This is a genomic window from Nocardia iowensis, assembly GCF_019222765.1.
Classification (GTDB): domain Bacteria; phylum Actinomycetota; class Actinomycetes; order Mycobacteriales; family Mycobacteriaceae; genus Nocardia; species Nocardia iowensis.
On record NZ_CP078145.1, the window covers coordinates 143,742 to 165,876 of the forward strand.

Annotated in this window: 18 protein-coding genes; 17 read left to right on the forward strand and 1 reads right to left on the reverse strand. The window is 66.7% G+C overall.

From position 1 onward, the window contains the following. Positions 1 to 116 precede the first annotated feature (116 nt). On the forward strand, positions 117 to 1,730 hold the full coding sequence (locus KV110_RS00645; RefSeq protein ID WP_246634287.1) for a SpoIID/LytB domain-containing protein: 1,614 nt from the start codon (positions 117 to 119) through the stop codon (positions 1,728 to 1,730). A gap of 17 nt (positions 1,731 to 1,747) precedes the next feature. Here the strand turns inward: KV110_RS00645 and KV110_RS00650 are convergent, their stop codons facing one another. After that, positions 1,748 to 2,248, reverse strand: coding sequence for a MarR family winged helix-turn-helix transcriptional regulator (locus KV110_RS00650; protein ID WP_218472604.1), 501 nt, complete (start codon positions 2,246 to 2,248; stop codon positions 1,748 to 1,750). Between the two features lie 109 nt (positions 2,249 to 2,357). Here KV110_RS00650 and KV110_RS00655 point away from each other — a divergent pair, with 109 nt between their 5' ends. From KV110_RS00655 to KV110_RS00730, 16 genes are all read left to right on the forward strand, one after another. Beyond that, positions 2,358 to 3,299: an EamA family transporter gene (locus tag KV110_RS00655; RefSeq protein WP_218472605.1), complete on the forward strand. Its 942-nt coding sequence runs from the start codon at positions 2,358 to 2,360 to the stop codon at positions 3,297 to 3,299. Positions 3,300 to 3,382: 83 nt separating this feature from the next. After that, a complete protein-coding gene (locus KV110_RS00660; protein ID WP_218472606.1) occupies positions 3,383 to 4,138 on the forward strand; it encodes a MerR family transcriptional regulator in 756 nt (251 codons plus the stop codon). Between the two features lie 86 nt (positions 4,139 to 4,224). Further along, complete coding sequence (locus tag KV110_RS00665; protein WP_218472607.1) at positions 4,225 to 4,791, forward strand: hypothetical protein; 567 nt, start codon at positions 4,225 to 4,227, stop codon at positions 4,789 to 4,791. Between the two features lie 173 nt (positions 4,792 to 4,964). After that, entirely contained in the window at positions 4,965 to 6,194 is a 1,230-nt protein-coding gene (gene glf, locus KV110_RS00670) for a UDP-galactopyranose mutase (protein WP_218472608.1), read from the forward strand. Beyond that, positions 6,191 to 8,131: a glycosyltransferase gene (locus tag KV110_RS00675; RefSeq protein ID WP_218472609.1), complete on the forward strand. Its 1,941-nt coding sequence runs from the start codon at positions 6,191 to 6,193 to the stop codon at positions 8,129 to 8,131. The genes glf and KV110_RS00675 overlap by 4 nt, the downstream gene beginning before the upstream one ends. 62 nt (positions 8,132 to 8,193) lie before the next feature. Beyond that, the gene (locus KV110_RS00680; protein WP_218478066.1) at positions 8,194 to 8,745 is read left to right on the forward strand and encodes a phosphatase PAP2 family protein; all 552 of its coding nucleotides are present in this window, start codon (positions 8,194 to 8,196) and stop codon (positions 8,743 to 8,745) included. A 78-nt stretch (positions 8,746 to 8,823) separates the two neighbouring features. Beyond that, complete coding sequence (locus KV110_RS00685; RefSeq protein WP_218472610.1) at positions 8,824 to 9,750, forward strand: decaprenyl-phosphate phosphoribosyltransferase; 927 nt, start codon at positions 8,824 to 8,826, stop codon at positions 9,748 to 9,750. Between the two features lie 4 nt (positions 9,751 to 9,754). Continuing rightward, complete coding sequence (locus KV110_RS00690; protein ID WP_246634288.1) at positions 9,755 to 11,719, forward strand: arabinofuranosyltransferase AftB family protein; 1,965 nt, start codon at positions 9,755 to 9,757, stop codon at positions 11,717 to 11,719. Between the two features lie 238 nt (positions 11,720 to 11,957). After that, the gene (locus KV110_RS00695) at positions 11,958 to 13,019 is read left to right on the forward strand and encodes an alpha/beta hydrolase (RefSeq protein ID WP_218472611.1); all 1,062 of its coding nucleotides are present in this window, start codon (positions 11,958 to 11,960) and stop codon (positions 13,017 to 13,019) included. A gap of 301 nt (positions 13,020 to 13,320) precedes the next feature. Next, positions 13,321 to 14,382 (forward strand): alpha/beta hydrolase, encoded by a 1,062-nt coding sequence (locus KV110_RS00700; protein WP_218472612.1) that lies wholly within the window; start codon positions 13,321 to 13,323, stop codon positions 14,380 to 14,382. 369 nt (positions 14,383 to 14,751) lie between these two features. After that, complete coding sequence (locus KV110_RS00705; RefSeq protein ID WP_218472613.1) at positions 14,752 to 15,747, forward strand: alpha/beta hydrolase; 996 nt, start codon at positions 14,752 to 14,754, stop codon at positions 15,745 to 15,747. Positions 15,748 to 16,074: 327 nt separating this feature from the next. After that, complete coding sequence (locus KV110_RS00710) at positions 16,075 to 17,109, forward strand: alpha/beta hydrolase (RefSeq protein ID WP_378735776.1); 1,035 nt, start codon at positions 16,075 to 16,077, stop codon at positions 17,107 to 17,109. A gap of 179 nt (positions 17,110 to 17,288) precedes the next feature. Next, the gene (locus tag KV110_RS00715; protein ID WP_246634289.1) at positions 17,289 to 19,085 is read left to right on the forward strand and encodes an alpha/beta hydrolase-fold protein; all 1,797 of its coding nucleotides are present in this window, start codon (positions 17,289 to 17,291) and stop codon (positions 19,083 to 19,085) included. A 101-nt stretch (positions 19,086 to 19,186) separates the two neighbouring features. Then, positions 19,187 to 19,717 (forward strand): DUF732 domain-containing protein, encoded by a 531-nt coding sequence (locus KV110_RS00720; RefSeq protein WP_218472616.1) that lies wholly within the window; start codon positions 19,187 to 19,189, stop codon positions 19,715 to 19,717. 38 nt (positions 19,718 to 19,755) lie between these two features. Continuing rightward, on the forward strand, positions 19,756 to 20,700 hold the full coding sequence (locus tag KV110_RS00725; RefSeq protein ID WP_246634290.1) for a cutinase family protein: 945 nt from the start codon (positions 19,756 to 19,758) through the stop codon (positions 20,698 to 20,700). 269 nt (positions 20,701 to 20,969) lie between these two features. Continuing rightward, the gene (locus KV110_RS00730) at positions 20,970 to 21,989 is read left to right on the forward strand and encodes an LLM class F420-dependent oxidoreductase (RefSeq protein ID WP_218472618.1); all 1,020 of its coding nucleotides are present in this window, start codon (positions 20,970 to 20,972) and stop codon (positions 21,987 to 21,989) included. Positions 21,990 to 22,135 lie beyond the last annotated feature (146 nt).

The following is a 22,135-nucleotide window of genomic DNA, read 5'->3' on the forward strand; positions in this document are numbered from 1 at the left end:
GTCGGATGGAACGACATGCCGATAGGTATCGAATCCGCCCGGCCCTGGAAAACCGTGGGAGTGAACGGATGCGACGTCACACAGCACCGGAACGAAAGCGCACGGGGGGAGCACAAATGCGGGTGAAATCTGCGCGCAGCGGCAAACGGGCATTTCGTCGCGGGCGGGGCAGACGCCCACGACCTGCGCTATCGCTGCGTCCAGTGCTGGTCACCGGCGGGGCAGCGCTGGCCGCGGGCACCGTGCTCGTGCTGTGGGCTTGGCCGGGGGAAGCGCCGTATCGAACGGTGGCGGGGCCGGGGCACGGGCGCGGGATGAGTCAACTCGGGGCGTTCGAGAATGCCAAGCAGGGGTGGATGGCCGAGCGAATCCTTGAGCACTACTACCCCGGTGCCGCTCTCGGCACCGTTCCAGCAACCAACGTCGGAATCCGGCTCACCGCACAAGACGACTCGACCCTCGACACCTACGCGCCCGCCGGTCTTCGGGTCGCCGGTCAGGTGGTTCAGGCCGGGCAGGCGGCTCATCTCACCCCGCTGCCCGATGGGGGCGCGAACGTGGTGGTGACCCGCGGCTGCGACGGTGAAGTGCTGTGGCAGGCGGCGACCGACGATCCGTGGGTCTACCCGGTCGCACCGGGACCGAGCCGTCCCGCCGCGGAACACCTGACGCTCTGCGGTGGCACGGCGTATCGCGGCGCGCTCGGTGTGGCCACCGAGAACGGAGCGGCGCGCACCGTGAATCGCGTCGATGTGGAGGACTATCTGCTCGGTGTCGTTCCAGCCGAAGTGCAGGCCAACTGGGCGGACAAGGGCGCCGGGGAGGCGCTGCGGGCGCAGGCGATCGCCGCACGCTCGTATGTGCTTGCCGAGCAACGCTATTCGTACGCGCAGAGTTGTGACAGCAGCGATTGTCAGGTGTATCCCGGCACCGTCAAGGAAGATCCGCGGGCGGCAGCCGCCGTCGCCGCCACCGCGGGGACCGTGCTGCTGCGCGACGGGCGGATCTTGCGGTCGGAGTATTCCTCCGCACCGGGCGGGGGAGAGCCCGCCGACATCTACGCCTTCGACGTCGGACCGGCGGTGAGCGATCTGGTCCCGACCGCGCCAAGCGCTCCGATGGATCCGCGGAAACGGGCAGCCGTCGGCGAATCGGCGATCGACGTGGAATACCGGCGGATCGGCGGCGCGGCCAGCTCGGTCGGTCGGCCACTCGGCCCGGAGATGGTATTGCCGGAAAACGCCGGGACGTATCGCTTGTTCACCAATGGCGTCATCATCTCGACGGACACCCTCGGCGCACAGGTCGTCGACTTCACCACTCTTCTGCAATTGGTGCCGGACCAGGCCGCGCAGAAAACCGGCTCGTCCGATTCTGTTGTGCCCCCGGCACATCCGCCCGCTCCGGTCGTCCCGCCTGCCCACGAGTCCACCTCGTCGGGTGCGGTTGTGCCGCCGGTGCACCAGTCCGGTGCTGCTGTGCCGCCCGTCCACGAGTCCGCCCCACCGGGTGCCGCTGTGCCGCCGGTGTACGACTCCGGACCGGCCGTGCCGCCACCGCACCAGTCGGTGCCCTCGGGCCTCACCTTGTCACCCTCGACTTCGGTTCCGCCCGGCAGCACAGCAGCACCGACGACGGCCTCCACTCCGACCCCGCCTCCCACGCCGGGAGTCCCGATTCCGTCGAGCGGTGCGCCGTGGCCCGAAGCGTCGCAGCGGGATACGGCGTAGCGACCGACTCTCGGCACTCAGTCCGGCGCCCCATCCCCGAGCGATTCGGCCAGCGTCCGCAACAACCCCGCGAGCTGCTGCCGCGATTCCAGATCCAGCGCCGCGAGTAGCCGCTGCTCGTTCTCCATGTGCTTCGGGAGCAGGTCGTCGATCATCTTGCGACCTGCCGGGGTCAGTCGGACCCGGATCACTCTGCGGTCCTCGGGGCACGGCACGCGCTCGACCCAGTCCTTGGTCACCAGTCGGTCGATCCGGTTGGTGATCGCGCCCGAGGTCACCATGGCCACCTTGATCAGCGCGCCCGCGGTGAGCCCCTCGTCGCCGCCGGAGCGGCGCAGCGTGGCGAGCACGTCGAATTCCCAGAACTCCATCCCGAACTCGCTGAAAAACCGCTTCAGGTCCTGCTCGATCAACCGCGACAGCCGTTGGATGCGGCCGAGCACCGCCATCGGCGAGACGTCGACCTCCGGGCGCTCCCGGTTCCAGTGCTGGGTGAACAGATCCACCGCGTCCGCCATAAGGCTTCTCCTCTCGACTGTAAGAATCTTAACATTGATCTACTTGACGCTGAGACGTCTGAGCGGGTAGATATTTCAACGTTGAGATTATCAATGAGGAGCGAACATCATGACAATAAGCACCACCGCGCGCACCGGAAATTCGTACGCGGGCACCCTGGCGCTCACCGCCCTCACCCCCATCGTCTGGGGCTCCACCTACGCCGTCACCACCGAATTCCTGCCGCCGGACCGCCCGCTGTTCACCGCGCTGGTCCGCGCGCTGCCCGCCGGTCTCGCGCTGCTCGCCATCACCAGGATCCTCCCGCGCGGCGTTTGGGTCGGGCGCGCCGCCGCGCTCGGCCTGCTCAATATCGGTGCCTTCTTCCCACTGCTGTTCCTCGCCGCGTACCGGCTGCCCGGCGGCGTCGCCGGCGTGCTCGGTGCGGTCGCGCCGATGTTCGCGCTCGGTCTGGCCACCGTCGTACTCGCCGAGAAGCCCAACGGGCGCAAGGTGATTGCCGGTCTGATCGGCGTCTTCGGCGTTGCGCTCGTGGTGCTGCGCGCCAATGCGCAACTCGATACCATCGGCGTCGTCGCCGGACTGGCCGGGGCCGCGTCCATGGCGGCGGGCACCGTGCTCACCCAGCGGTGGGGACGTCCGGACGGGGTCGGCCCGCTCGCGCTGACCGGCTGGCAGCTCACCGCCGGTGGGCTGTTCATCCTGCCGCTGGCGCTGTTGATCGAGGGTGCGCCGCCCGCGCTGAACGGTCAGGCGGTCGGTGGTTACCTGTACATCGGCATCGTCGGAACCGCGGCGGCCTACTGGCTCTGGTTCCGTGGCATCTCCAAGGTGCCCGCCACCTCGGTCGCCTTCCTCGGCCTGCTGAGTCCGGTGTCCGCCGCCGTGATCGGGTGGATCGCGCTCGGGCAGGCGCTCAGCCCGTTGCAGATGCTCGGCTTGGTCATCGCACTGGTCGGCACCGTGCTCGGTCAGCTGGCAGGCAAGCCGAAGGCGGCGACCGTCACCGTGCCGAAGCCGGTCGTGCCCGTCTTGGTGGCGGCCCGCTGAGCTGTCGGTAAAGAGGGTTGACCTTGACGTAACGTCAACTTGCATGCTGGTCACGCCGACGAGATGAGAAGGGAGAAGAGATCGTGAGCACCGAATGGTCCATCCAGGATCTGGCCAAGGCGGCCGGTACCACCAGCCGCACGCTGCGCCACTACGGCCAGCTCGGGCTGTTGCCGCCCAGCCGGATCGGCACCAACGGGTACCGCTACTACGACCAGAACTCCCTGGTGCGGTTGCAACGCATCCTGTTGCTGCGAGAACTCGGCCTCGGCCTACCGGTCATCGCCGAAGTCCTTGCCGGGGAACAGGACCCCGCCGCCGCATTGCGCACGCACCTGGAACTGCTTCGGCAGGAACAGGATCGGATCCGGCGCCAGATCGAGTCGGTGCAAACCACGCTGCACAAGACGGAAAGAGGTGAACAACTCATGGCCGCAGAGGTTTTCGACGGCTTCGACCACACTCAGTACAAGGATGAGGTGATCGAACGCTGGGGCAAGGACGCCTACGACAGCGGTGACAAGTGGTGGCGCTCGCTGAGCGAGGAGCAGAAGCAGGCGCACTTCCAGACCCACCTGGACATCGCCGCCGACTACGGCAGGGCGCATGCCGCCGGGCTCGCGCCCGACAGCGCCGAGGTCCAGGCGATCGTCGCCCGGCACCGCGCCTGGATCGGCGACGGCTGGCAGGGCAAGGCCGTGCTCAAGGAGGCCTTCATCGGTCTCGGCGAGATGTACGTCGCGGACCCCCGGTTCGGGGGCAACTACGACGTGCACGGCAAGGGCACCGTGGAGTTCGTTCGCGACGCCATGAAGGTCTACGCCGAAGCCAACCTGTAGATCACACCGACAGACGGCCGGTACGCATACTTGACGCGTGCCGGCCGTCGCCGGTTCGGCCACCACCGATGGGGAGGATGTTCGACATGACCTACCGAAATCCGGCCGTGGCCGCACCGGCGGCCCCGAGCGGGCTCGTGCCGAAGACCGCGGGCGTGCTGGCATTGCTCGTCGGACTGTGCAACGTGTGGGGTGGACGAACTCTGCTGGAACCATTCGGGCACGGCCCGGCGGATCTCGACAACTCACTGGCGATCTTCGGCGGGCTCGGCGGGTTGCTGGCCGCGTTCGCCCTCGTCTACGGCACCGCCCTGATGTTCCGCCATGATCAGGCTGGTCGATACACCGTGCTCCTCGCCTCGGGCGTGCTGTCGGCGATCGCCCTTGTCGGCCTTGTCTGTTCGCTCACCGGCTATCAACCCGACTACGCCATCGACTGGTTTCCCGAGGAAGGCCCGATAGCCGATCCGCTCACCAGCGCCTTCGGTGGCCTCGTCGGGATTCTGACCGCCTTCGTCCACCGCGACTGGCTGGCCAGCCTCGCGGGCCTGGCCCTCCCGCTGGCCGTATACCTGCTCACTTCCTCCCACTACACCGAAGCCTGGGTCGAAGCAGGTTCGGGAGTGGATGGCTGGCGGGAAATGTCCGGCTGAGGGGTGCGGGCGGACATTCAACGGAGGGACCGTGGCCAGTAGGTCTGTTTTCGGGAAACGGGCGGGGAAATTCGGGTGGCTCGGGTACGAAATCGGGGGCCGGCGCGGTGTGGGTCTGTGCGCCTCGCGACTCCGCCGGGGCCCGGCGCGGACTTCCGATACTCTGGGCTCCCGTGACCGTCGCATCGTCCCCGGGTAACTCCGCCAACTCCACCTCACAGTTCGATCTGATCGTCGTCGGTTCCGGATTCTTCGGGCTGACCGTCGCCGAACGCGCCGCCAACGAGCTCGGCAAACGCGTGCTGGTGATCGATCGTCGCTACCACCTCGGCGGCAACGCCTATTCGGAGCCGGATCCGGACACCGGGATCGAGATCCACAAATATGGAGCGCACCTGTTCCACACCTCGAACAAGCGGGTCTGGGACTATGTCACCCAGTTCACCGAGTTCACCGGGTACCAGCACCGGGTCTTCGCGATGCACAAGGGGCAGGCCTACCAGTTCCCGATGGGCCTCGGCCTGATCTCGCAGTTCTTCGGCCGCTACTTCACGCCGGAAGAGGCGCGCAAGCTGATCGCCGAGCAGGCCGCGGAGGTCGACTCCAAGGATGCGCAGAACTTCGAGGAAAAGGCGATCTCGCTGATCGGCCGCCCGCTGTACGAGGCGTTCATGCGTGACTACACCGCCAAACAGTGGCAGACCGACCCGAAGGAACTGCCCGCGGGCAACATCACCCGGCTTCCGGTGCGCTACACCTTCGACAACCGGTACTTCAACGACACCTACGAGGGCCTGCCCAAAGAGGGCTACACCAAGTGGCTGGAGAACATGGCCGCCTCCGACCTCATCGAGGTCAGGGTGAACACCGACTGGTTCGAGGTGCGCGAGGAGCTGCGCGCCGCGAACCCGGACGCCCCGGTCGTCTACACCGGCCCGCTGGACCGCTATTTCGACTACCAAGAAGGCGAACTCGGCTGGCGCACCATCGATTTCGAGACCGAGGTGCTCGAGACCGGCGACTACCAGGGCACCTCGGTGATGAACTACAACGACGCGGACGTGCCGTTCACCCGCATCATCGAGCCGCGCCACTTCCACCCAGAGCGCGACTACCCGAACGACAAGACCGTGATCATGCGCGAGTTCTCCCGCTTCGCGCAGACCGGCGACGAGCCGTACTACCCGATCAACACGCCGGAGGACCGGGCCAAGCTGGCCGCCTACCGCGCCCTGGCCAAGAAGGAAACCGCAACGGAGAAGGTCCTTTTCGGCGGCCGCCTCGGCACCTACCAGTACCTGGACATGCACATGGCGATCGGTAGCGCGCTGAGCATGTTCGACAATGTGCTGCGGCCGCATCTGGAGACCGGTGCGCCGCTCGCTGACGAAAGTGCAGAATGACCTCCCAATCCATTGTGGAAGACATGACCACCGAGACCCGCGCGAAATCGTTGCTGCAGCGCATCATCCTGCCGAGGCCGGGTGAGCCGCTGGACGTACGCACCCTCTATGTCGAGGAGTCGGCGACCAACGCCAGGCGCGCGCACGCCGCCACCCGCACCTCGCTGTCGATCGGCGCGGAGTCCGAGGTGTCGTTCTGCACCTACTTCAACGCGCTGCCCGCGAGCTACTGGCGCCGCTGGAGCATTCTGGGATCGGTGGTGCTCCGCCTGGAGCTGGCCGGTCACGGCCGCGTCGACGTGTACCGGTCGAAGGCGGACGGTTCGCGAATCCACGTGCAGGGCAAGGAATTCGCCGTCGCGCGCGGCGCCGAGTCGGTGCATGTCGAGTTCGAGACCGATCTGGGGCCGTTCGAAGACGGCGGCTGGATCTGGTTCGACATCACCACCGACACCGCGGTCACCCTGCTGTCCGGCGGCTGGCACGCGCCGGTCGAAGCGCCCGACGAGGGCACCATCGCGGTCGGCATGCCGACCTTCAACCGGCCGACGGATCTGGTGAAAACCCTTGCCGCGCTCGGCTCGGACCCGCTGGTGCTGGCGAAGATCGCCGCGGTGATCGTCGCCGATCAGGGCAACCGCAAGGTGGTCGACGAGCCCGGCTTCACCGAGGCCGCCGCCGTGCTCGGCGACCGGCTCGCCATCTACAACCAGCCCAACCTCGGCGGCTCCGGCGGCTACAGCCGGGTGATGTACGAGGCGCTGAAGACCACCGATGCCCAATACATCGTCTACATGGACGACGACATCGAGATCGAGCCGGACTCGATCCTGCGCGCGCTGGCCTTCGCCAGGTTCGCCAAGTCGCCCATGCTGGTCGGCGGCCAGATGCTCAACCTGCAGGAGCGCTCGCACCTGCACAGCATGGGTGAGGTCGTCGACCGCGGCATCTTCATGTGGACCTCCGCGCCGAACGTCGAGTACGACCACGACTTCGCCAAGTACCCGCTCAAGGACCGCGACAACTCCAAGCTGCTGCACCGGCGCATTGACGTCGACTTCAACGGCTGGTGGACCTGCGTGATCCCGCGTCGGGTCGCCGAGGAGATCGGGCAGCCGCTGCCGCTGTTCCTGAAGTGGGACGACGTCGAATACGGGCTGCGCGCCCGGGTGCACGGCTACTCCACGGTCACCCTGCCCGGCGCGGCGGTCTGGCACATGGCGTGGAGCGACAAGGACGACGCCATCGACTGGCAGGCGTACTTCCACCTGCGCAACCGCTTGGTCGTCGCCTCGCTGCACCTGCCGGGCAATGGCCGGGCCATGGTCGTGAACACGATCAAGGCGACCCTGAAACACCTGCTGTGCCTGGAGTATTCGACGGTCGCCATCCAGAACCTGGCGATCCGCGACTTCCTGGCGGGTCCGGAGCGGCTGTTCCAGCTGCTGCCAAGCGCGCTCGGCGCGGTGCACGAATTGCGCAAGCAGTTCCCGGACGCGGTCATCCTGCCCTCGTCCACCGAGCTGCCGCTGGCCAGCCACGTCGAGGTCGGTGCGGTCGGCGAGCCGGCGAACCCGATCGCCAAGGTGGTCCGGCTGGCGAAGGGCCTGGTGCACAACCTGCGCCCGGCGCACACCCAGCACCACCAGACCCCGCAGCTGAACGTCCCGACGCTGGACGCGCGCTGGTTCTTGCTGTCGCAGGTCGACGGCGTTACCGTCACCACCGCCGACGGCCGCGGCGTCGTCTACCGCAAGCGCGATCCGCGCCAGGCCCTCGGCTTGTTCAAGGAAGCCATGCGTCTGCGCAAGGAATTGGCCGCACGCTTCCCGGAGATGCAGCAGCGCTACCGCGCCGCCCACCCGCAGCTGACCAGCACCGCGGCCTGGGAAAATGCCTTCGGCATCGGTGCCGAGACGAAGGGTGACGAGCAGTGAGTGTCGCGGACAACACCGCGGTGAACCAGCCGCTGCAGAGCACCAACGGCCATGGCGGACCGGTGTCCGCGGTGCCGTCGGCGCAGCCGGTGCCCGCCGAGGTGAAGATCCTCAACGCGGTGCAGGCCAGGATCGGCACACCCGAGGTGATCAAGGCCGCGCGCGGCATGTCGCACTTCGGTGAGCACGCGCTCGGCTGGGTCGGCATCGCCGCGGCGGGCTGGGTCGTCGACAAGCCGCGGCGCAGGCAGTGGGCCGGGGTCGCGGTCGGCGCGGTCGGCGCGCACGCCGCCTCGATCGTCATCAAGCGGATCGTCCGGCGGCCTCGCCCCAACGATCCGTCGGTGCAGGTCAATGTGTCGACACCGAGCAAGCTCAGCTTCCCGTCCTCGCACGCCACCTCGACGACCGCGGCGGCGGTGTTGCTCGGCCGATTGACCGGGCTACCCTTTCCTGCGGTGCTCGTCCCGCCGATGCTGCTGTCCCGGGTTGTGCTCGGCGTGCACTATCCCTCCGATGTGCTCGCCGGTTCCGCGCTCGGTGCCGCGTCCGCCGCCGTAGTGCTTGCCGCCGAAAAGAGACTCGATGACCGCCACAGAAAGAGCCTTGGTTGACATGAGGGAGCGCAGCGAGCGAATCATGAAACAGTGTGCTTCGCGCATGACGGAGCCGAGCGCCAGCGAGGTGGAGTCATGAGTGAAGAGCCAACCGGAACCGACCTAGCCGAAGCGGTCGTCAAGGGTCCGCCGAAGACATTGGCCGGTGGGCTGTTCAAGGCTGTCCGGCCACGGCAGTGGGTCAAGAACGTCCTGGTGCTCGCGGCCCCGCTGGCCGCGGGCACGGCCAACGAGCTCGACGTGCTCAGGCCCATCGGGATCGCCTTCGTGGTGTTCTGCATGGCGGCCTCGGGCATCTACCTGATCAACGACGCGCTCGACGTGGATGCCGACCGGGCGCACCCGACCAAGCGGTACCGGCCGATCGCCGCGGGCGTCGTCCCGATCAAACTGGCATACCTGCTCTCGGTGGTGCTGCTCGTCGGCTCGATCGCCGGATCGTTCCTCGCCTCTTGGCATCTGGCCGTGGTGATGGCGGTCTACATCGGCATCCAGCTGGCCTACTGCCTCGGGCTCAAGCACCAGGCGGTGCTGGACATCTGCATTGTGTCCTCGGGCTTCCTGCTGCGTGCCGTCGCCGGTGGCGCGGCCGCGAATATCATTCTGTCGCAGTGGTTCCTGTTGATCATGGCGTTCGGTTCGCTGTTCATGGCGGCGGGCAAGCGCTATGCCGAACTGCAGATCGCGCTGGGCACCGGCGCCAAGATCCGTAAGTCGCTGGAGTACTACACGCCGACTTACCTGCGGTTCATCTGGACCCTCGCGGCAACGGCCGTGGTGGTGTTCTACGGTCTGTGGGCGTTCCAGCAGGACGGTCTGAAAGACACCAACTGGTTCTCTATCTCTATGATTCCGTTTACCATCGCTATCCTGCGTTACGCGGTCGACGTCGATGGCGGCGAGGCCGGTGAACCCGAAGAGATCGCGCTGGGGGATCGCGTCCTCCAGTTCCTCGCAATTGCCTGGATCGGAGCGGTAGGTGTCGCTGTCTATCTCACCTGACGAGATGTTGGTAGCGGAAGTGGAGCGAACGGAATACGCGAACGAGGGGCCGGCTGAACAGCCGGCCCGCTCGGCGTCGCGGTTCGCCCGGCTATCCCTCGCCACATTCGTCGGTGGGATCGCGCTCACCGTCCTCCTTTTCGCCGTCGGCGGCTGGCAGCGCCGCTGGATCGCCGACGACGGCCTGATCGTGCTGCGCACGGTGCGCAACCTGCTGGCAGGCAACGGGCCCGTCTTCAACGAGGGCGAGCGCGTCGAGACCAACACCAGCACCGCGTGGACCTACATCGTCTGGTTCTTCAGCTGGCTGACCGAGGCGCGGCTGGAGTACGTCGTGCTCGGTGTCGCGTTCACTGCGTCGATGGCGGCCGTGGTGTTCGCCATGCTCGGTGCGGCGCGGCTGTGGGGCGGCACCAAGTCGGCGCTGCTGCTGCCCGCCGGAATGCTGGTCTACATCGCCATCCCGCCCGCCCGCGACTACGTCACCTCGGGCCTGGAGAGCGGCCTGGTGATCTGCTGGCTTGGCCTGCTGTGGTGGCAGCTGATCCGCTGGAGCCAAGCGGAGCGCGTCCGGATCCCGGGTCTGCTCGGCCTGGTGTTCCTCGCGGGGCTGGCCCCGCTGATCCGGCCGGAGATGACGCTGGTCGGCGGGCTCGCGCTGCTGATGATCGTGATCGCGCCGATGCCGGAATTCCGGTTCGGCCCGATCGCGTTGCGCGCCTTGATCGTTGCCGTCGCCGGACTGGTGCCGCTCGGCTACCAGATCTGGCGGATGGGCTACTACGGCCTGCCCTACCCGAACACCGCGGTCGCCAAGGACGCGGGCGGTGCCAAGTGGGGACAGGGCTTCACCTACCTGTGGGATCTCGTCGGCCCGTACTACCTGTGGGTTCCGCTGCTGGTGTTGCTCGTCGCGGGAGTTGTCGCGGCGCGCGGAAAGCCCGGCGCGCCCGCGGATCCGGGCGGTCGGCATGCCGCACCGGACGAACAGCCCCGGTGGAACGTGCAGCGAATTCGGCTGTGGCTGCGCTCGCCCGGTGCGGTGGTCACCCTGGTGCTGGTGAGCGGATTCCTGCTCACGGTGTACGCACTGCGCGTCGGCGGCGATTTCATGCACGGCCGAATGTTGTTGGCGCAGTTGTTCCTGCTGCTGCTGCCGGTCGCGGTGGTGCCGATCCGGCTGCCCGCGGGCGGACTGCGGTCGTCGACGGCCACCGACTGGTCCTTCGCGGTGGTGCTTTTCGCGTTGCTCGGTGCCGCGGGCTGGGCGCTGTTCGCCGCGAACACGACCGCGATCAAGACCGGCACCAAGATCAGCTCGACCGGCATCGTGGACGAGCGCGTCTACTACGTCCTCAACACCGGCCACGACCACCCGATCCTGGCCGAGGACTACCTGGACTATCCGCGCATTCGCGCCATGGTCGACAACATCGCCGAGACACCGAACGGCGGCCTGCTGCTGAACTCGCCGTCGTTCATGTTCTGGTACATCGCCCCGCCGCCGCAGCCGATCCCGGCCGGCGGCGCCGGGCACACGGTCTACTTCCTCAATCTCGGCATGACCAGCATGAACGTTCCGCTGAACGTGCGCGTCATCGACCAGATGGGCCTGGCCTATCCGCTCGCAGCGCACACCGAGCGGCTCACCGACGGCCGGATCGGGCATGACAAGAGCCTGTACCCGGACTGGGTCATCGTGGACACCGGCATGGTGGACAAGAAGCCGTGGATGCCGTGGTACCTGGACGAGAAGTGGGTGACCCAGGCGCGCACCGCGATGTCCTGCCCGGACACCGAGGCGCTGCTTGTCTCCTATCGCGACCCGTTCACCTTCGAGCGCTTCCGGCACAACCTGCGCAACGCGCTGCGGTTCGCCAAGTACCGGATCGATCGGGTGCCCAAGTACGAGATCCAGCGCTGCGGTCTGGTCGATCCGTTCCCCAAGGCCCCGCAGGCACCGCGCTAGTCAAGCGGACTGACCAAGCCCCACTGGGCCCTCCTTTCACAGGGGGCCCAGTGGTCGCATTGGTAACCCTCCACAACGTGGCCTGCGCCGCTCTGTCTCGGTTCGATAACGCCCATGTATCGATGACACGCTAGGCTGCGAAAGTACGCCCGCCATGACGTCGACTAGTTGTGGGCATCGGCGGGTCATCGTGATAGACGACGGCCGATGCCGTTGCGTGAACGAGAGGTCGAAACTGATGCGAGGCGTGATCGGGCGTCTGAATACTCGAAGAGCCGGATCCTGGCTGAAACGTTCGGTGCTGGTATCGATGGCGATTCTGCTACCGCTCGGGGTGTCGGTGGCAGGCCCGGCCGGACCGGCGTCCGCGGCATTCAACCCGGACGGCTTCGATTTCTGGGTCGACTCCGAGATGGGTCCGATCAAGAACCGGGTATTCCGTGCCGCCGACGGCAACACCAGTCGCGTGGTCTACGCGCTGGACGGCATGCGGGCGCGACCGGACTTGAGCGGCTGGGAAGTCGACACCGAGGTCGTGCGCGAGCTGACCAAGTGGAACATGAACGTCGTCATGCCGGTGGGCGGTCCGTCCAGCTTCTACGCGGACTGGACCGGGCCGAGCAACTTCTTCGGTCTCGGCAGCGCCGGGTCCTCGTCCACCGGCTCCGCCAACTCCGGCTCCGGCCTGCTGTCGGGCTCCGCGGGCATGGGCAAGACGAACACCTACAAGTGGGAAACCTTCCTCACCCAGAACCTGCGTTACGCGCTGCGGGACCGTCTCGGCTTCAGTCCGAACGGTAACGCCGTGTTCGGCTTGTCCATGGGCGGCAGCGCCGCGCTGACCCTGGCGGCCTACCACCCGGACCAGTTCCGTTACGCCGGTTCGTATTCCGGCTACCTGAACATCTCGGCGCCGGGTATGCGCGAGGCGCTGCGGGTGGCCATGCTCGACGCCGGTGGCTTCAATATCGACGCGATGGCGCCGCCGTGGGGCCCGCAGTGGCTGCGGATGGATCCGTTCGTGTTCGCCCCGCGCCTGAAGGCCAACAACACCCGGCTGTGGATTTCCGCGGGTAGCGGTCTGCCGAGCGCGGCCGACGGTCTGAGCTTCAATACCGTCAACGCGATGGGACTCGAGGCGCTGGCACTCGCCAACACCCGCGCGTTCCAGGTCCGGATGCTCACCTTGGGCGCCAACAACGCCACCTACGACTTCCCGGCCGTCGGTGTGCACAACTGGACCTACTGGGCCGATGAGGTCTACCGGATGATCCCGGATATGTCCGCCAATATCGGGTGATTTTCGGGTAAGTCTGTCCGACTGGACCGCCCGGTGCCGAGTGCACCGGGCGGTCCTTTCGTTTGCCAGTCGTCCAACTCGGGTTTGGTAACGAATGTGGAGGGGTAGCGGCAGGTGAGTTGTGGCAAGAGTCACTTTCCAGCAACATATAAGCATCCGGTACCGATTGATACACAGAGAACATGCACAGAGGTCGATTCGTCCGGATTCGGTGGACGGCGGCTCTCGGTGTCCGAAGAGGGGGCCGGTGGAGATCGCCAGTTGTTTGCCCCCCGGTCGCCCGAACGAAAGGTCGAGTTTGATGCGAACAGCCCGCTGGAAAGGTAGACCCGGTAGGTCCGGAGTGACTGGTTCGTGGGTGAAGCGATCCGCACTGGGGATTGCCGTGGCCCTTTTGCTGCCCTTCGGAATCGCGGCAGCAGGCAGCGGCGCCACCGCATCGGCGGCATTCGACCCGGCGGCATTCGACTTCTGGGTCGACTCCGGTATGGGGCCGATCAAATCTCGGATCCTGCGCGCCAGGGACGGCAACACCAACCGGGTCGCCTACGTGCTGGACGGCATGCGCGCCCCCGAGAACCTCAATGGCTGGGAGATCGAAACCAACGTCCCCCAGGTGCTGGCGGACTGGAACATCAATGTCGTCATGCCGGTCGGCGGCATGTCCAGCTTCTACGCCGACTGGAACGCGCCGAGTGAGCTGCTCGGCATCCCGGCGGGCAGCGGCTCGTCCTCCGGCTCCGGCGCACTGAACATCTTGGCCGCGGGTCCCGGCAAGAGCTACCGGTACCAGTGGGAGACCTTCCTGACCCACGAACTGCGCGACGCACTGCGCGACCGGCTCGGCTTCAACCCGAACCGCAACGGCGTGTTCGGCCTGTCCATGGGCGGCAGCGCGGCGCTGACCCTGGCTGCCTACCACCCGGACCAGTTCAGCTTCGCCGGCTCGTACTCCGGCTATCTGAATATCTCCGCGCCGGGCATGCGTGAGGCCATCCGGGTCGCGATGCTGGACGCGGGCGGCTACAACGTCGACTCGATGGCGCCGCCGTGGGGTCCGCAGTGGCTGCACATGGATCCGTTCGTCTTCGCGCCCAACCTCGTGCGCAACGGCACCCGCTTGTGGATCGCCGCGGCGAGCGGCTTGCCCGCGGCCAACGACCCGCCGAGTTTCAACACCCTCAACGGCATGGGCCTGGAGGCATTGGCACTGGCGAACACTCGCGCGTTCCAAGTCCGCATGGCGACACTGGGCGGCGGCAACACCGTCTACTCCTATCCCGCCTTTGGCATCCACGCCTGGAACAACTGGACCGACGAGGCCTACCGAATGATTCCGGACATGTCCGCCAATATCGGCTGACGAATTCCTGGTGAACAGACCGCCCGGCGCTACTGAGCGCCGGGTGGTCTGTCGTTTCGCCTGGCTTGCCCACACCGGGCAACGATTGGCTGATTGATCGCTGGGAAGGCATTCCGGGTCTATGCGGGCCGAGTCGTTCAGGCATACCCGCAACCGCGGCAAATCTCTGGTTTTCATCACGATCCCGCATCGCTGCGCGTTTTCCGAAGGGCAGCGAGCGAATAAGTGCCCTATGAAGAGCGATAAGGCCGAGAACTTCGCGCTGGAAGCCCTCGGTGGCGTGTATCGATCTCCATGCACCACAGTTGCGGTCAACGACGACCGCGCGGGCGAAAGGTCGAATCGATGCGATCAGCCGAAGTACGCGGAATGGTAGCCAGTACGCCCGATATGGCCGGCCGCCGCCGGCTTCGCCACGGCGTCGCAGGTCTCGTGCTCGCATTGGCGCTGCCGTTCGGCGCCGCACTCGGCGGCTTCGGCCCGGACGCACAGGCCGCCCACAATCCCGCTGGCTTCGACTTCTGGGTCGACTCCAGCATGGGCCCGATCAAGTCGCGAATCTTCCCGGCCGCGGACGGCAACACCCACCGCGTGGTCTACGCCCTGGACGGGCTGCGTGCCCGCAACGATCTGAGCGGCTGGGAAGTCGACACCGAGATCTCCCGCGTGCTGCCGCAGTGGAACATCAACCTGGTGATGCCGGTCGGCGGTCAATCCAGCTTCTATTCGGATTGGATTGCGGCCAGCAATACCAATGGCCAACAGCGGCCATACGCGTGGGAGACCTTCCTCACCGACAATCTGCGCTGGGCGCTGCACGACCGCCTCGGCTTCAACCCGCACGGCAATGGCGTGTTCGGACTGTCCATGGGTGGCAGCGCCGCGCTCGCGCTGGCCGCATACCATCCCGACCAGTTCCGTTATGCCGGTTCGTATTCGGGCTACCTGAACGTTTCCGCGCCCGGCATGAAGGAGGGGCTGCGATTGGCCATGCTCGACGCGGGCGGCTACAACATCGACGCGATGTGGGGCCCGCCATGGGATCCGCGCTGGTTGCGTAACGACCCGTTCATGTTCGCGCCACTGTTGCGCGACAACGGAACTCGACTGTGGATCGCCACCGGCAACGGCGTGAACGGACCGCGCGATGTGATCAACGCGCCGATCGACGTCTACCACCTCGGCAACGCGATGGCGCTGGAAACGATCGCGCTCGCCAATACCCGTGCGTTCGAAGCGCGGATGAACAGTCTCGGCCCGAGCAACGCCGTGTTCGTCTACACCCCGGTAGGTGTGCACAGCTGGAACTACTGGCAGGACCAGGTCTTCCAGATGCTGCCCGATCTCAGCGCCAATTTGGGTTGAGCTGACACTTCCCGCCATCAGGTAAAAATTTGGTGCTCCGGCACGACAATAACCAGCGGAACGCGATAGGGTCACCGCACCATCACAGATTGCGTACGGGCGGATTTCGGCCACCTGGTTGCCTCGGCCTTGCTAAGGCTTCAGGCGTCGAATATCGTCCAGCGAGCGCAAGTGTGACCAGATCGTTGTAGCGCTGCCGCGTGTGCCGGAATGTCGGGGTCCGGTGCGACGTGGCGTGCGTCTCGTTGGCAGCACTGGTGCGGTTCGACCCCTCGGGGTCGCGGACGGCACCACAACAGGCAGAAAAGCAGAAAGAGAGCAGGATTCATGCGTTTCGGCAGGGCGGCCGCGCCGATGAGAACGAAGTCGGGACGGCGAGGCGCACCTCGTAGTTGGCGTAATCGAATTCTGGCAGTCGGTGCCGCCGTGATGGCGCTACCGATCGCCGCGGGTATGGCGGCCCCGATCGCCACCGCGGCGCCGGTGCACGCACCGGTATTGCGTGCTCCCGCAGGCGGATTCGAAGATCTGATGGTCCCGTCCAGCATGGGCCCGATCAAGGTTCAGGTGCAGTGGGCATCGCGCGGCGGCAACGCGGCGCTCTACCTGCTCGACGGACTGCGGGCGCGCGACGACCGCAATGCGTGGTCGTTCGAGACGAACGCACTGCAGCAGTTCGCGAACGACAACATCACCCTGGTCATGCCGGTCGGCGGTCAGTCCAGCTTCTACACGGACTGGTACGCACCGAGCAACACCAATGGCCAGAAGACCACTTACAAGTGGGAAACCTTCCTGACCAAGGAGCTCCCGGCCTTCCTCGAGGGCTACGGCGTCTCGCGCACCAACAACGCGGTGGCCGGTCTGTCCATGGGCGGCAGTGGCGCGCTGGCGCTGGCCGCCTACCACCGCGACCAGTTCAAGTTCGCCGCCTCCTACTCGGGCTACCTGAACATCTCCGCGCCGGGCATGCGTGAGGCCATCCGCATCGCCATGCTGGACGCGGGCAAGTTCAACGTCGACTCGATGGCGGCGCCGTGGAGCCCGGCGTGGCTGCGGATGGACCCCTTCGTGTTCGCCCCGCAGCTCAAGGGCCTGCCGATGTACATCTCGGCGGCCAGCGGCCTGCCGGGTCAGTACGACGCCCCGAACTCGGCGATCGGCGTCTTCAACACCGGCAACGCGATGGCGCTCGAGGCGCTCTCGCTGGTCAACACCCGCGCGTTCCAGGCTCGCCTGGCCTCGCTGGGTATCCCGGCCCGGTTCGATTTCCCGGCCGTCGGCACCCACTCCTGGAAGTACTGGGAGGGCCAGCTGTTCGCCTCCCGCAACCAGATCCTGGACGCCACCGGCGCCTGGTGATATCTGACTGACGACTCGGGCCGTACCCCCATCGGGGTACGGCCCGAGTCGTTTTCGTGCGTGTCCTCCCCGAAACATGCCGAACAGCGGGGTAGAAAGCTCTTGTGGCAGGGATTCGGCGCGGCAGATGGGGGAGACGCGAGCGTCGCGGCGCGCGGCCGGCTCGCGGGCGGTTAGCGGTGCTCGCGACCGCCCTGGTGATTCCATTGGCGGCGGGCGTTTCGCCCGCGGTCGCGCAGCCCGCCGCTACCCCGGAAGCCGCCGCCCCGGCGACTGTGCAGAAGGTGATCTGGCTGACCGATCGCCGGGTCGCGCTGTGGATCAACTCGCCGTCGATGGCCACGCCGATCCAGGTGCAGTTGCTGCTGGCCAGGGACTGGAACACCCGCCCCGACGCGCGCTTCCCGGTGCTGTACCTGCTCGACGGCCTGCGGGCCACCGATGAGGAGAGCGGCTGGACCAAGGACGCCGGTGCCGTCGATTTCTTCGCCGACAAGAACGTCACCGTCGTGCTGCCGATCGGCGGTCAGTCCAGCTTCTACTCCGACTGGCTACAACCGGACAACGGCAAGAACTACAAGTGGGAAACCTTCCTGACCAAGGAGTTGCCCCCGCTGCTCGAGGGTGCCTGGCGGGCAACGGATGTCCGTGGCATGGAAGGACTTTCGATGGGTGGCACGGCGGCCATGTTCCTGGCCGCGCGCAACCCCGGCTTCGCCAAATACGCCGCGTCCTACTCGGGCTTTCTCACCACCACCACCATCGGCATGCCGCAGGCCATCGAGTTCGCCATGCGCGAAGCGGGCGGTTTCGACGTCGGCGCCATGTGGGGCCCGCCGACCAGCCCGGAATGGGCCGCGCACGATCCGTACACGCTGGCCGAGAAGCTGAAGGGTGTCGCCCTCTACGTCTCCAGTGGCAGCGGCGCGAGCGGTCCGTTCGACCAGGCGTCGAGCATCCCCGGGGTCAGCACCAACTACGCGGGCATGGGGCTGGAGATCCTGTCCCGGCTCACCTCGCAGAACTTCGTCACCAAACTCGGCAAGCTGGCGATCCCGGCCCAGGTGAATTACCGCCCGTCCGGTACGCACTCCTGGCCGTACTGGGACTTCGAGATGCGTCAGTCCTGGACCCAGGCCGCGTCCGCGCTCGGCACCGACCCGGGCAAGCCCGCGTGCACCGCCTCGGGCCAGATCGCCACGGTGGCCGGCGCCAACGGCTGGCTCGGTGACTGTCTGACCGGCGAGTACCCGGTGGCCGGCGGGGTGGCGCAAGACTTCCGGTCCGGCCGGGTCTTTTTCGCACAGGGCGGCGGCGCGCACCCGGTCGGCGGCATGATCGGCGGCGGGTATCAGGCCGCACTCGGCCCCGGCGGGCCGCTCGGGCTGCCGACCGGCGACGAACGCGGACTGCCCGACGGCAAGGGCAGAATGCAGACCTTCCAGAACGGCTCGCTCTACTGGACGCCGCAGACCGGCGCCCAGGTGGTGCGCGGCGCCATCCTCGACGAGTGGGGCAAGCAGGGCTACGAGGGCGGGCCCGCGGGCTATCCCATCGCACCCGAGGTCACGACGCCGAACCGGGACGGCGCCGTGCAGGCCTTCGAGAACGGCCCGTTCTACTACAGTGCCAAGACCGGTGTGCACCGGGTGCAGGGCATGATCCTGGGCAAGTACGCCGAAATGGGTTACGAGAACAGCTGGCTCGGCTTCCCCGCCGCCGAGGAGCAGCCGCTGAAGGACCTCGGCCGGTACAGCCGTTTCGAGGGCGGCAATATCTATTGGAGCCCGCTGTCGGGTGCGTGGGCCGTGCGCAACGGCCCGATCATGGAGGCCTGGCAGGTGCTCGGCTATGAGAATGGCAAGCTCGGGTATCCGATCAGCGACGAGTTCCCCGTCCCCGGGGGTGTGCAGCAGAACTTCCAAACCGGGTTCATCATTGTGCGAGATGGCAAACCGGAGGTTCACGGCCTTTAAATCGGACCGGTCTGTTTGTTGTCTGCCCCCGGTTGCTCAGGTCTTGCCGCTAGCCTGGTGGGCGACCTCCCCCGTTTGCGAACAGATCGAGGACAGAATTCATGCAGAGGACCCGTGGAAAGGTATTCGGCGTTGTTGTGGCGATCGCCGCTACCGGCCTGCTTGCCGCCTGTGGCGGCAACGACTCGACCGCGTCGAGCACGCCGACGCTGACCCGCACCACGGCGGCGACGCAGCCGCCCGCCTCGTCCACCACCAGCGCGGACACCGGACAGCAGGCGCCGGCCCCCGAACCCGAGCAGACGCCGGAAGCCACGGTGGCACCCGAGCGGCCCCAGCCGGTGCCCGCCGAAGCGGCGCCGCCCGCCGACACCTCGAAGCTCAGCGACAAGGACAAGAAGTACCTCGACGCGCTGAAGCAGCAGGGCGTCACCCCGTCCACCCCTGATATCGCGCTGAGCGTGGCGAACTACGTCTGCCAGGGCAGCGCGTCCGGTGCGTCCGATCAGGACCTGATGACCTTCGTGAGCGCGATGGCCGGTTCCGATCCGTCCTTCGATCCGGCGAAGATGCCGGTGGAGAAGGCCGGGCAGATCTACATCAGCGCCGCGAAGCAGACGTACTGCCAGTGAGTGCGCGCCGCGGTTCGACATCCCGCCGGTCGCGGCCGGTGGGATGTCTCCTGCTGATCGGGATCCCCATCCTGATCATCGTCGTGGTGCTGCTGCTGTGGTACCTGCTCGCCGGGCTGCTGCGCCAGCCGAAGCCGGGGCCGAAGCCGCCGAAGGAGCCGACCTCACAGTCGGCGACCTGTCCGGATGTGCAGATGATCTCGGTGCCCGGCACCTGGGAGTCCAACAGCAACGACGACCCGCACAATCCGACCGCGAACCCGGTATCGCTGATGCTCAACATCTCCAACCCGGTCGAGCAGCGGTTCCCGAAGGAACGGCTGGACGTGTACACCGTCCCGTACGTCGCGCAGTTCTCCAATCCGATCGCGATCCCGCCGGACGGTCAGCAGTCCTACAACAACAGCCGGTCCGAGGGCACACAGCGGATGGTCGACGCGATGCAGGCGCGATACCGCGAATGTCCGCTGACCACCTACGTGATCGCCGGGTTCTCCCAGGGCGCGGTGATCGCGGGCGATGTGGCCTCGCAGATCGGCGCGGGCAAGGGTCCGGTCCCGGCCAACAAGGTGCTCGGCGTGACGCTCATTTCGGATGGTCGGCGCACCGGGGATACGGGTCCGGGCCAGCCCATCCAGATCGGTGCGGTGCCACCGGGGGTCGGTGCCGAGGTCGCGCTGAAGGGCCTCAACGTGCCGGGCATCACCATGACCGGGCCGCGACCCGGCGGCTTCGGTGAACTGGCCGATCGCACCTACACCATCTGCGCGCAGGGCGACCTGATCTGCGACGCACCGCGAGAAGCGTTGAGCCCGTGGAACATCATGGGCAGCGTCGGCGCACTGGTGCGCGCGGCGGGCAATCCGGTGCACGCGCTGTACAACGGTTTCGTCGTCGACGAGAACGGGACCACCTCCACCCAGTGGACCGTCAACTGGGCGAACGGTCTCGTCGAATCCGCGCCGCATCCACCACATTCGTGAGCGAGCGTCAGCGAGCGAACCGAAGATGCAGCGCGTTCTTCGCACGACGGAGCCGAGCGTTAGCGAGGTGGTGTCGTGAGAAGTCACAGGCAATACCCGGGTCGGCACGCAGTACACCCAGTACTGCCGTGACAAGCGCGACTCCGGTTGGCCGGCACGCTGTAAAGTGCGCTGGTGATCGCGACGCAGGCAACCCCGACTCCGCGCTCGGGGCATGACCGGCCTGCACCATCGCGCCCGAATTTCCTTACAGCCAGGAGCATGAGTTCATGACAGAAGCCGCCGCACCAGCCGGTGAGTCGACCGCGCTTGGTACGCCGTTGCGCAGCTTCCGCTTCGCGGCAGCCGGCGAGGGAAATAAGCAAGAAGGTGGCGCCCGCAAGTTCATCCAGACGGCGCAACAGGCCGAGGAGTACGGCTTCGACACCTTCGTCGTGCCCGATCACCTGGGTGACCAGATCGGCCCGATCGCGGCCCTCGGCGCGCTGACCCAGGCCACCGAGAAGATCCGCCTCGGAACATCGGTGCTGGCCAACGGTTTCCGGCACCCCGTGGTGCTGGCCAAGGATCTGGCCACCATCGACGTGCTGTCCAAAGGCAGGCTCGAGGTCGGCCTCGGCGCGGGCTGGAAGCAGGACGAGTTCGTCGCCGCGGGCCTGCCCTACGAGACGCCCGGCGTTCGGCTGGCGAAGCTCGACGAGGCGCTGACCATCCTGGACGTGCTGCTGCGCGGTCAGGAATGCACCTTCGAGGGCAAGTACTACCAGGTGCGCGGGGTCAAGGGCACGCCTCGGCCGCGGCAGGGTCCGCGTCCGCCGATCTGCACCGGCGGTGGCGGCCCGAAGATGCTGCGGCTGGCGGCCAAGCACGCCGACATCATCTCCGTCGTGCCGGTGACCACCAAGAACGGTAAAGGCCTCTTGTCGGGCATCACGCTCGAGAAGACGATCGAGAAGGTGAACCTGATCCGGGAAGCCGCCGGTGACCGGTTCGCCGACATCGAGCTGAACTGGGCCATCACCGCCATCGTGATCACCGACGATCGCGAGAAGACCGCTGAGATGGCGCTTTCCGCGATCGAGCGGGGCCTGCACCCGGATCTCGAGGTGGACGTGAAGCTTTCGGTCGAGGACATCCTCAACTCGCCGTATGTGGCCATCGGCAGCTTCGAGGAAATCGCCGAGCAGATCCGTCGTGTGCGCCAACTCACCTCGATGTCGTATGTCGGGGTCTTTCCCACCCAGATGGACGCATTCGCCCCCGTTATTCCCCTGCTGCGAGACGAGTGAGCCGGTCTTCTCTGTAACATGACTCTGGTTTGAGTACATCTAGCCGATAGCGGTCACCGCGCAGACCGCCCAATAACTGCAGGCTGACTCGGGCACTTGGAGCCACCCGCGGGCGAAAGCGAGTCGGGGCCCCACAGATAACAGCG

Excerpts from the sequence above, each read along its gene's own strand:
- KV110_RS00685 (WP_218472610.1), top strand. The coding sequence starts at position 8,824 with ATGAGTGAAGAGCCAACCGGAACCGACCTAGCCGAAGCGGTCGTCAAG.
- KV110_RS00700 (WP_218472612.1), top strand. The coding sequence starts at position 13,321 with ATGCGAACAGCCCGCTGGAAAGGTAGACCCGGTAGGTCCGGAGTGACT.
- KV110_RS00645 (WP_246634287.1), top strand. The coding sequence starts at position 117 with ATGCGGGTGAAATCTGCGCGCAGCGGCAAACGGGCATTTCGTCGCGGG.
- KV110_RS00720 (WP_218472616.1), top strand. The coding sequence starts at position 19,187 with ATGCAGAGGACCCGTGGAAAGGTATTCGGCGTTGTTGTGGCGATCGCC.
- KV110_RS00665 (WP_218472607.1), top strand. The coding sequence starts at position 4,225 with ATGACCTACCGAAATCCGGCCGTGGCCGCACCGGCGGCCCCGAGCGGG.
- KV110_RS00690 (WP_246634288.1), top strand. The coding sequence starts at position 9,755 with ATGTTGGTAGCGGAAGTGGAGCGAACGGAATACGCGAACGAGGGGCCG.
- KV110_RS00710 (WP_378735776.1), top strand. The coding sequence starts at position 16,075 with ATGCGTTTCGGCAGGGCGGCCGCGCCGATGAGAACGAAGTCGGGACGG.
- KV110_RS00650 (WP_218472604.1), bottom strand. The coding sequence starts at position 2,248 with ATGGCGGACGCGGTGGATCTGTTCACCCAGCACTGGAACCGGGAGCGC.
- KV110_RS00705 (WP_218472613.1), top strand. The coding sequence starts at position 14,752 with ATGGTAGCCAGTACGCCCGATATGGCCGGCCGCCGCCGGCTTCGCCAC.
- KV110_RS00675 (WP_218472609.1), top strand. The coding sequence starts at position 6,191 with ATGACCTCCCAATCCATTGTGGAAGACATGACCACCGAGACCCGCGCG.
- KV110_RS00695 (WP_218472611.1), top strand. The coding sequence starts at position 11,958 with ATGCGAGGCGTGATCGGGCGTCTGAATACTCGAAGAGCCGGATCCTGG.
- KV110_RS00730 (WP_218472618.1), top strand. The coding sequence starts at position 20,970 with ATGACAGAAGCCGCCGCACCAGCCGGTGAGTCGACCGCGCTTGGTACG.
- KV110_RS00655 (WP_218472605.1), top strand. The coding sequence starts at position 2,358 with ATGACAATAAGCACCACCGCGCGCACCGGAAATTCGTACGCGGGCACC.